A 9,592-nucleotide genomic window follows, 5' to 3' on the forward strand; every position below is an offset into this window, starting at 1 on the left:
GGCAACGGGCTCCTGACGGTGGACCTCGCCGTCGTCGGCCCACTCGCCGGTCCCGCGGGCCTCGCGCTGGACCAGCTGGTCTACACGGTGCAGTCCGCCGCGGGCAGCACCGATCCGGTCCGCGTGCTCGTCGGCGGGGAACCGGCCGTGACGCTGCTCGGCGAGCCCGTCGACGCGCCGTTGACCGCCGCGGACCCGTACGAGGTCCGCTCGCTGGTGGAGATCGACGACCCGACGGACGGCGCGGTCGTCGAGGGCCCCGTGATCGTCTCGGGCGAGGCCGCCGTGTTCGAGGCCACCCTGCTCTGGGAGGTCCGCGACCCGTCCGGCGAGGTCGTCCGCGCCGGGGTCGCCGCCACGGCCGAGGGCCAGCGCTTCGCGCCGTTCCGCATCGAGATCCCCCTCGAGAAGGGGAGCTACACCGTGGTCGTGTCCGAGGACGACCCCTCCGGCGGCGAAGGTCGACCCCCCATGTCCGACGCCGTCCGCGTCACCGTCCGCTGACCCCCGAGCCCGCCCCCACCCGCGAGTCCCCACATCCCGACGCGCGAGTCCCCCACTTTCGACGCGCGAGTCGGACACCACTGCCCGCGAGTCCCCCACTTTCGACGCGCGAGTCGGACAAGGCGCCGGGGTGCAGGGCTGGTAGGAACCCGGCTCATGCGCGTGTATGCGGAGCGACCCGGGCGGTTCGGGATCCAGCTGCTGTCGGACGTCGCGGCGGTGGCCTGGGCGATCGCCTGGCTCTGGCTCGCCGCGACCACCCACGACCTGCTCCTCACCCTGCAAGCGCCCGGCCGCACCCTGACCCAGGCGGGCGAGTCGGTACAGGGTGCGTTCGAGGGGGCGGCCCGCGGGGCGGGTGACGTCCCGTTCGTCGGGGACCAGCTCGCCCGGGCCTTCGCGCCGGGGTCCGACGCGGGCCGCTCGCTCGCGTCCGCGGGTCAGCAGCTGATCGACACCGTTGCCGGGGTCGCGACCGGCGCAGCGATCCTGGTCGCGGTCCTCGGTCTGCTCCCGGTGCTCTCGATCTGGTTGCCGATCCGGATCCGGTACGCGCGGGCGGCGAGCATGGCGGTCGAGGCGCGGGGCCGGGGTGGCGACCAGCTCGCTCTGCGGGCCCTGGTGCACCGCCGGATCCCCGGCGACGGCGTCGATCCGGCCGCGGCCTGGCGAACAGGCGACCCCGACGCCGTCGCGACGCTGGCCGACATCGAGCTGCGGGCCCTCGGCCTCAAGGAGCTCCGCCCGGCGATCCGGTTCAGCAGCCGCTAGCGATCCGCGGCATCTCCGATGCCGTCGAGGACGGGGGCCTCCAGGGCCGTGGTGTCCGACTCGCGCGTCGAAACGGGGGGACTCGCGGGCCGTGGTGTCCGACTCGCGCGTCGAAAGTGGGGGACTCGCGGGTCCTGGTGTCCGACTCGCGCGTCGAAAGTGGGGGACTCGCGGGTTAGAGGAGGCCCAGCTTCGTGGCCGCGTACACCGCCTCGGCGCGGCGGGAGACCATCAGCTTGCGCATCAGGTTGCCCACGTGGAACTTCACCGTGGTCTCCGAGATGAACAGCTCGGCGCCGATGGCGCGGTTGGACAGGCCCCGGGCCAGCAGCCGCAGCACGTCCAGCTCCCGCTCGGTGAGGCGTTCCCGGTCCGGGACACCGCCGGACAGCGAGCGGACCATGGCGGAGGCGCTGCGGGCGTCGAAGGCCGACTCGCCGCGGGAGACCGCCCGGATCGCGCGGACCAGCTCCGTCGTGTCGACGTCCTTGACGACGTACCCGCGCGCACCCGCCTGCACGGACTCCACGACCAGCCGGTCCTCGGCGAACGTGGTCAGGACCAGCACCCCGATCCCGGGATGGGCGGCGCAGAGGGTGCGGCAGACCTCCAGCCCGTCCGTCTGCGGGCCTGCGGTGAGCTTGAGGTCCAGCAGCACGACGTGCGGGCGCGTGGCGGCCACCGCGGCCACCGCGTCGGCGGGGGTGCCCGCCTCGCCCACCACGCGGAGGTCCTCCTCGCGGTCCAGGACCGCGCGCAGTCCCTGGCGCATGATCGAGTGGTCGTCGACCAGCACGATGCGCACCGGCATCGGGCGGGCCCGGGGCACCTGCCCCTGTGGGGGTGCCGTCCGCACCGTGTTCATGAAGCCACGTCCTTCCTGATCACGGGCACGTCCACCTGCACCTGCAGCCCGCCCATGCGGGCCCGGCGGAACAGCACGGTCCCGCCCATCTCGGTGGCCCTGGTCTGCATGTTGACCAGGCCCCGGTGTTCTCCCGAGGGGCTCAGCGCCGACGTCTTGAGGCTGCGCCGGACCTCCTCGGGCCTGCCGCGACCGTCGTCGGACACGGTGAGCCGCACCGCGTCGGGACGGTAGGCCAGCCGGATCGACGCCCGCGAGGCGTCCGCGTGCATCGCGGTGTTGAACAGCGCCTCGCCCGCGATCCGGAACAGCGACTGCTCCTGCTCGGCGGGCAGCGCGACCGGCTCGCCGCCGATCCGGACGTCGATCCGCAGCTCGTCCGGCATGTGCACGGTGGCGAGCTGGCGCAGCATCGCGGGCAGGTCCCGCCCCGCGGTCTCGTGCTGGTGCAGCGCGTAGATCGCCGAGCGCAGCTGCTCCACCGCGCGGCGGGTGAGGTCCTTCGCCGTGTCCAGGTGCTCCAGCAGCCGCGGCTCCTGCACCTCGCCGCGCACGAGCTCGATGTGCATGCCCGCCGAGAGGGCGTACTGGGTCACCGAGTCGTGGAGCTCCCTGGCGATCCGGTGCCGCTCGTTGTCCAGCACCTCGCGCTGTCGCGCCGCCCCCAGCTGTTCCTGTGTGGACTGCAGCTCGGCGTTGCGCGCCTTGAGGTCCACGGCCTGGCGGGCGGTGCGGGCATAAAGCTTCTCGGAGCGGTCCAGCAGCGCGCAGTTCTGCAGGGCCGACGCCGTCTGGCCCGCCAGGATCCTCATGACCGAGTGGTCCGTGTCGTCGATCTCGCGCTCGCGCGGCGTCCAGGCGACGAACCCGCCGATGGTCCGGCTGTCCAGCCGCACGGGCACGTGCAGGTGCCGCCGGGCGGTGTCGCGGTCGTGCGCGCGGGCCTCGTCGTGGGTCTCCCCGCCGCACCGGACCGCCTGCACGTGCGCCCGGACGTTCGCCGGCACGAGATCCAGGTTCGACCACTCCACGCCGTCCGGGCCGAGCACGAGGTGGCGGGGCTGCGCGTCCTTCAACCGGCCGTCGACCAGCGCGAACGCCACCCAGTCCGCGGACAGGTGGTCCGCCGCGGCGTCGACGACGGCACGGACCAGCGCCTCGGAACCCTCCATGGTGCGGACCAGCGCGGCGGAGATCCGCTCCAGCGCGAGGATCACCCGGCGCAGCCGCACCGCCGACACCCGGTACTCCGGGTAGAAGGACGGCTTGCCGGAGCGCAGCCCGGTGAGGGCGTCGAGGTCGGGGCCCGGCCACGAGCGGCCCGACGGGACCTCGGTCCGCTTGGGGGGCCAGGGTCCGGCGGCGCTCGTCACAGGGCGGCCCGGAAGAGCGCCTCGACCTGGTCGACGTCCGCGGGGCGGGGGTTGGTGGTCAGGCAGGCGTCGCCGAGGGTGAGGACCGCGAGCCGGGGGACGTCCGCCTCGGTCACGCCGAGGGCGCCCAGCCCGCTCGGGACGCCGACCTCGTCGCCCAGCTTGCGGATCGCGACGGCGACCATGTCCACCGCCTCGTCGCCCGGCACGCCGTGCCCGACGAGCCCCATGGCCTGCGCGATCGGCACGAACCGCTCGGGTCCGGTGGCGCCGTTGAACCGCACGATGTGCGGCAGCAGGACCCCGTTGATCAGCCCGTGCGGCAGGTCCAGCATCCCGCCGACCTGGTGGCTCATGGCGTGGGTGGCGCCGAGGATCGCGTTCGTGAAGGCCAGCCCGGCCTCCAGCGCCGCCTGCGCCATCGCCTGGCGGGCGCGGCGGTCGTCCGGGCGGAGCATGGTGGTGGCGAGGTGGGTGTTGACCAGCGAGACGGCCTGCAGCGCGTGGTGGTCGGTGAGCGGGCCGTTCGCCAGCGAGACGAACGCCTCGATGCCGTGGGTCAGCGCGTCGAGCCCGGTGGCGGCGTTGAGCCACTCCGGCATCGTGACGAGCAGTCGCGGGTCGATGACCGAGACGTCCGGGACCAGGGCGCGACCCATGATGGTGATCTTGGTGTGCCGCTCGGTGTCGGTGACGATGCAGAACTGCGAGACGTCCGCCCCGGTCCCGGAGGTCGACGGCATCATGATCAGCGGTGGGATCGGGTTCGCGATCCGGTCGATGCCCTCGTAGTCGAGGATCCGGCCGCCGTTGCTCGCGAGCAGGGCCACGCCCTTCGCCGCGTCGATCACCGAGCCGCCGCCGAGGCCCATCACGACGTCGCAGCCCGAGGCCACGTACTCGTGGTAGCCGGCCTCGACCTCGTGGTCCTTGGGGTTGGGCGTGACGTCCGTCCAGAGCCGCGGGCTCAGGCCCGCCTCGCGCAGGTGGGTGAGCAGCTCGTTCGGCCAGCCCGCCTCGAACACCCCCGGATCGGTGACCACGAACGGCCGCCGGGCACCCAGCCGCAGCGCGGCGAAGGCGGCCTCGCGCAGCGAGTCCGGCCCGAAGACGATCTCGGGGGCGTGGAACTTCGACACGCGCGGGTTCGTCGACGGCGGCGGGGCACCGCAGCCCCCGCCGGTGTGCACGGTGAGATCGGGCTCGCGTTCGAACTCGTCGACCAGGACCGTCTCGCCCGCTCGGCGGTGGGCGTCGACGCCCGTGCCGGGCGCCTTGTCGAGAGCCACGTCGCCCTCCAGTACCTCGTGCGACTTGATGTGACCCACGTTACCCCGAGGGGAGTCCGCTCGACGGTCGGTGGCGACACCGGGCAGGACGCCGCCGACGAACGGCATCAGGCGCCGCCGGTGGCGTGACGAGGCATGCGGACCTCCCGATCGGAATCCCTCCGACGGTAGCCGCGCGACGACTCCGAGACACCGCCCCGATGGACGGGCGGACCTGTCCCTAGGGTCAGGTGTGGATCGGCCCCTCGCGCTCGGCGAGCCGCGTTCCCGCGCCACCCCAGTGCTGCGCGATCATCTCGGCCGCGATCGAGACGGCGGTCTCCTCCGGGGTGCGGGCACCGAGGTCAAGGCCGATCGGGCTCGACATCCGGGCGATCTCGGCCTCGGTGATCCCGCGTTCGCGGAGCCGCTCCAGCCGGTCCTCGTGCGTGCGCCGCGAGCCCATCGCGCCGATGTAGGCGACCTCGGGCAGCCGGAGTGCGACCTCGAGCAGCGGGACGTCGAACTTCGGGTCGTGGGTGAGCACGGTCAGCACCGTCCGGCCGTCGATCCGGCCCTCCGCCGCCTCCTTCTCCAGGTAGCGGTGCGGCCACTCGACGACGACCTCGTTCGCGCCCGGGAACCGGCTGGCCGTGGCGAACACCGGGCGGGCGTCGCACACGGTGACCCGGAAGCCGAGGAAGTTGCCCATCTTCGCGACGGCGGCGGCGAAGTCGATCGCGCCGAACACGATCATGCGGGGCGGCGGGGCGAAGGACTCGACGAAGACCATCAGGCCCTCGCCGCGCCGCTGGCCGTCGACGCCGTAGGTGATCGTGGCGTTGCGGCCGGAGGCGAGCAGGCCGCGGGCGTCGTCGCCGACCGCGCCGTCCAGCCGCGCCGAGCCGGTGCCGCCCTCGACCCGGTCCTCCCACACGATCAACCGCTTGCCCAGCCGCTCGCCGGGCCCGGACACGACCGTCGCGACGGCCACCGGGGTCTCGTCCCGGATGGCCTCGGCGATCCGGCCGAACTCCGGGTAGGCCTCGGGGGAGACCTCCTCCACGTAGACGTCGAGGATCCCGCCGCAGGTCAGCCCGACGGCGAAGGCGTCGTCGTCGGACACGCCGTAGCGCTGCAGGACGGGCCGCTTCTCGGTCAGGATCTCCTGGCCCAGCTCGTAGACCGCGCCCTCGACGCAGCCGCCGGACACGCTGCCGACGGCCTCGCCGCCCGGCCCGACGAGCATCGACGCGCCGGGCTGTCGGGGGGCGGACCGGAAGGTCGCCACCACCGTGGCCAGCGCGGCCCGGTCCCCGTTCTTCCACCAGCCCTCGAGCTGGTCGACCACGTCACGCATCGTGTCTCCTCATGCGGCCCGCACGACGTCGAGCAGGCGTTCCAGCGTCTCCAGGCTGTGCCCGGCGAGCAGATGGTCCAAGTAGGGAAGCACGGCGACTATTCCGCCCTGGACCGGGGCGTAGCCGTCCTTGCCGGCGTGCGGGTTGACCCAGACGACCCGGTGGGCGAGTCGGGCGAGCCTGCCGACCTGGGTGCCGAGCACGTCGGTCTCGCCGCGCTCCCAGCCGTCGGAGAACACGACGACGATCGCCCGCCGTGCCGCGCCCCGCCGCCCCCAGCGGTCGACGAACGCGCCGATCACCTCGCCGAGCCGGGTGCCGCCGGACCAGTCCGGGATGGCCCGCCCCGCGTCCTTGAGAGCCCGCTCGGGATCGCGCTGGCGCAGCTCGCGGGTCACCCGGGTGAGCCGGGTGCCGAGGGTGAAGGCCTCGGTGGTGCGCGGCGACCGCCGCACGACGACGTGGGCGAAGCGCAGCAGGGCGTCCGCGTAGGGCTCCATCGAGCCGGAGACGTCCAGCAGCAGGACCACCTTGCGCGGCCTGCGGGTGGGAGCGCGGCGCAGCAGCACGCCGACCTCGCCCTGGTTGCGCAGCGCGGCCCGCAGCGTGCGGCCGGGATCGGCGGCGCCGTGCCGGGACGGCCCGCGGCGGCGCGACGGCCGGGTGGGCGGCTCGGGCCGCAGCAGGGCCAGCAGCCTGCGCAGGTGCTCGCGCTCGAGCGGGGTGAGCTCGCCGAGGTCGCGGTGTCGGAGGATCTCGGTGCCGGTCGCGGTGGCCCGGACGATCTCCTCGTCGGACTCCTCGTCCCCCGCCGCCTCGCGGGGCTCGCGGGCGGGCAGCAGCGAGGTGAGCTTCGGCGGGGCGGGGGGCTGGTCGCCGGGGCGCGCCGCCGAGGGGCCCTGCGCGGGGTCGAACCAGGCCTCGAAGGCGGCGTCGTACCGCCGGATGTCGTCCGGGTCGCTGCAGAGGGTCAGCCTGCCCGCCCAGTAGGTCTGCATCCGGCTGGTGACGTCGAGGGCGTCGAGCGCCTCGGTGAAGGCGGCGACCCGGTCGGTGGTCATGGGGACCCCCGCCGCGCGGAGTGCGGCGGTGAACCCGACGAGCCCGGGGAACGGGTCCGCGTCGAGGTTCGGCGACAGGTCGAGGTCGGCGGGCACTAGCTGGCCAGCAGGCTCTCGAGCCGGTCGCGGACGCGGTCCGCGTCCTCCCGGTACTTCAGCACGGCGCCGAGGGTCCGGGCCGCACTGTCGACGTCCAGGGTGCGCGCCCCGACGAGCTGCAGCGCCCGCGCCCAGTCCAGGGACTCCGCCACCCCGGGCGGCTTGATCAGGTCGGCCTGGCGGAGCCGGTGCGCGGCCGCGGCGACCTGCTGGGCGAGTCGCTCGGGCACCCCGGGCAGCCTGCTGCGCAGGATCTCGATCTCGCGCGCGACGTCCGGGTGGTCCAGCCAGAGGTAGAGGCAGCGCCGCTTGAGGGCGTCGTGCACCTCGCGGGTGCGGTTGGAGGTGAGGACGACGACCGGCGGGCTGACGGCCTTGATCTCGCCGATCTCGGGGATGGTCACCGCGTGTTCGGAGAGGACCTCGAGGAGGAAGGCCTCGAACTCGTCGTCCGCCCGGTCGATCTCGTCGACGAGCAGGACGGCCGGGCTGGTCCGCAGCGCCCGCAGGATCGGCCTGGCCAGCAGGAAGCGGTCCGCGTAGAGCGAGGCCTCGACGGCGTCGGCGTCGAGCGTCCCGTGTTCCGCGGTCGCGGCGGCCTCGAGCGTCCGCAGGTGCAGCAGCTGGCGGGGGAAGTCCCAGTCGTAGAGGGCCTGGGAGGCGTCGATGCCGTCGTGGCACTGCAGCCGGATCAGCTCGGCCCCCATGACCTGGGCCAACGCCTGGGCCAGCGCGGTCTTGCCGGTCCCCGGCTCGCCCTCGCAGAACAGCGGTCGGTTCATCTTCATCGCGAGGTACGCGGCGGTCGCCAGGCCGTCGTCGGCGAGGTACCCGGTCTCCCGCAGGGCGGCGGCGAGGGTGGTCGGGGAGTCGGCGTAGCTCTCGGGGTCGGGGGTGCTCACCTCACCAGAATGAACCACGGGCGCCCGCGGAGCCACTCGCCCGCCCGGGTCGAACATGACTCTGCGTCGATTCTGCGACCACGGAGCGTCGCCAGAATAGTGTGAGCGACCCGACAATATTTCCGGATCGGTGCTATTCATCGCGTCGTGATACTTCCGTGATCTCACCAGGCTGACCAGGGGATATCCAGTTATCGATGGTGGTTCGATATCGTTACCGTGACGGACGTCACGGCAACCTGGTTTGACCGAATGCGCTGTTCGAAACGTAGCGTCCTCGCTCGGCCGCTCTTCCGGAGCGGTTCGGAATACATCCGGAACCGTCGCGCAAGCGTCTCTGCCACGCGGTTTCCGGTCCGTCGAGAGAAAAGAACGTGGCAGAGCGAGGAAGTATTTCCGGAACGGAAATGTCGCGATCTGTGAATGACACGGATGTCGGCACGAGGGCACTCCCCACGGCCCACCGATCCGGCTCCTCGAGCAGCGGAGACCCCACTCCGCGACGCGATACGGAGCTCCACCATGTCCATGACCGGTCGAAGTCTCGCGCGCATCGCCGTTGCCGGAGCCGTGGTCGCGGGTGTCCCGCTGGCCCTCTCGGGAACCGCGAACGCCGCCGACACCAGCTCCTGGGAGGCGCTCGCTCAGTGTGAGAGCGGCGGCAACTGGGCGATCAACACCGGTAACGGCTACTACGGTGGCCTGCAGTTCAACCCCACGACCTGGCGTGCCTTCGGTGGTTCCGGCATGCCGCACCAGGCCAGCAAGTCCGAGCAGATCGCCGTCGCCGAGCGGGTGCTGGCCAAGCAGGGCTGGAACGCCTGGCCGTCCTGCTCGCGCAAGACGGGCGTCCGCGGCGACACGTCGTCGGCCTCCGGTGGTGGTCGCCCTGCCGACGCCGCGCGGGCTCGCACGCGGGCGCTTCGACGTGGTCGGGACGGTGCTGCTGAGCGTCGGGCTGGGCGGGTTGATCCTGGGGATCAGCTGGGTGGCGGCAGGCCTCGCGCCCCGGGTGTGGGTCGCGTTCGGGCTCGCGGTGGTGCTGCTGCCCCTGTTCGTCCTGCACCAGCGGGGTCGCGCGGTCCCGATGATCGACGTCGGCCTGCTGCGGATCCCCACCTATGCGGGCGGTCTGGTCGCCGGCCTGGCGATGGCGCTGTCGATCCTCTCGATGCTCGTGCTGCTCGGCCCGTTCCTGCAGGTGGTGTTCGGGTTGTCGGCGCTGGAGGCGGGGCTGTGGTTCCTCCCGGCGACCGTGCTGTCCGTGATCGTGGCCCTGTTCGGTGCGCGGATCGGGGCACGGTTCTCGCTGCGCACCCGGCTGACCGCGGGCCTCCTGCTCGCCGCGGCGGGCCTCGCGGCGCTGGCGTTCGTGCGGCCGGACTGGA

8 protein-coding genes and 2 pseudogenes are annotated in these 9,592 nt (G+C 73.2%); 4 read left to right on the forward strand and 6 right to left on the reverse strand.

Annotation, left to right across the window (positions count from 1 at the left end; all coding sequences use genetic code 11):
* Positions 1–504: Gmad2 immunoglobulin-like domain-containing protein (locus H5J29_RS10675; protein ID WP_181780773.1), on the forward strand; the 504-nt coding region annotated here is incomplete at its 5' end.
* A gap of 156 nt (positions 505–660) precedes the next feature.
* Positions 661–1,275, forward strand: a complete 615-nt coding sequence (locus H5J29_RS10680) for a hypothetical protein (RefSeq protein ID WP_181780774.1) — start codon at positions 661–663, stop codon at positions 1,273–1,275.
* 175 nt (positions 1,276–1,450) lie between these two features.
* On the opposite strand, the gene H5J29_RS10685 is transcribed toward H5J29_RS10680, so the two are convergent.
* The 6 genes from H5J29_RS10685 to H5J29_RS10710 all read right to left on the reverse strand — a co-directional run bounded on the left by H5J29_RS10685 (position 1,451) and on the right by H5J29_RS10710 (position 8,204).
* On the reverse strand, positions 1,451–2,140 hold the full coding sequence (locus H5J29_RS10685) for a MadR family response regulator transcription factor (RefSeq protein ID WP_281375929.1): 690 nt from the start codon (positions 2,138–2,140) through the stop codon (positions 1,451–1,453).
* On the reverse strand, positions 2,137–3,513 hold the full coding sequence (locus H5J29_RS10690) for a MadS family sensor histidine kinase (protein ID WP_312858152.1): 1,377 nt from the start codon (positions 3,511–3,513) through the stop codon (positions 2,137–2,139). The genes H5J29_RS10685 and H5J29_RS10690 overlap by 4 nt, the downstream gene beginning before the upstream one ends.
* Complete coding sequence (locus H5J29_RS10695; RefSeq protein WP_376768517.1) at positions 3,510–4,802, reverse strand: iron-containing alcohol dehydrogenase; 1,293 nt, start codon at positions 4,800–4,802, stop codon at positions 3,510–3,512. The genes H5J29_RS10690 and H5J29_RS10695 overlap by 4 nt, the downstream gene beginning before the upstream one ends.
* Before the next feature lie 226 nt (positions 4,803–5,028).
* Positions 5,029–6,141, reverse strand: coding sequence for an XdhC family protein (locus tag H5J29_RS10700; protein ID WP_181780775.1), 1,113 nt, complete (start codon positions 6,139–6,141; stop codon positions 5,029–5,031).
* A gap of 9 nt (positions 6,142–6,150) precedes the next feature.
* Positions 6,151–7,299, reverse strand: a complete 1,149-nt coding sequence (locus H5J29_RS10705; RefSeq protein WP_312858153.1) for a vWA domain-containing protein — start codon at positions 7,297–7,299, stop codon at positions 6,151–6,153.
* Positions 7,299–8,204 (reverse strand): AAA family ATPase, encoded by a 906-nt coding sequence (locus tag H5J29_RS10710; RefSeq protein ID WP_312858154.1) that lies wholly within the window; start codon positions 8,202–8,204, stop codon positions 7,299–7,301. The genes H5J29_RS10705 and H5J29_RS10710 overlap by 1 nt, the downstream gene beginning before the upstream one ends.
* Before the next feature lie 528 nt (positions 8,205–8,732).
* Here H5J29_RS10710 and H5J29_RS34910 point away from each other — a divergent pair.
* A pseudogene (locus tag H5J29_RS34910) lies at positions 8,733–9,026 on the forward strand (transglycosylase family protein); the annotation flags it as partial.
* A 58-nt stretch (positions 9,027–9,084) separates the two neighbouring features.
* Positions 9,085–9,592, forward strand: a pseudogene (locus tag H5J29_RS34915) (hypothetical protein); the annotation flags it as partial.

Origin of the sequence: Pseudonocardia pini (genome assembly GCF_013870575.1) — a bacterium.
Classification (GTDB): domain Bacteria; phylum Actinomycetota; class Actinomycetes; order Mycobacteriales; family Pseudonocardiaceae; genus Pseudonocardia; species Pseudonocardia pini.

What these genes read in the sequence shown, in the direction of transcription:
- H5J29_RS10680 (WP_181780774.1), top strand. Translation starts at nt 661, where the DNA reads ATGCGCGTGTATGCGGAGCGACCCGGGCGGTTCGGGATCCAGCTGCTG.
- H5J29_RS10700 (WP_181780775.1), bottom strand. Translation starts at nt 6,141, where the DNA reads ATGCGTGACGTGGTCGACCAGCTCGAGGGCTGGTGGAAGAACGGGGAC.
- H5J29_RS10685 (WP_281375929.1), bottom strand. Translation starts at nt 2,140, where the DNA reads ATGAACACGGTGCGGACGGCACCCCCACAGGGGCAGGTGCCCCGGGCC.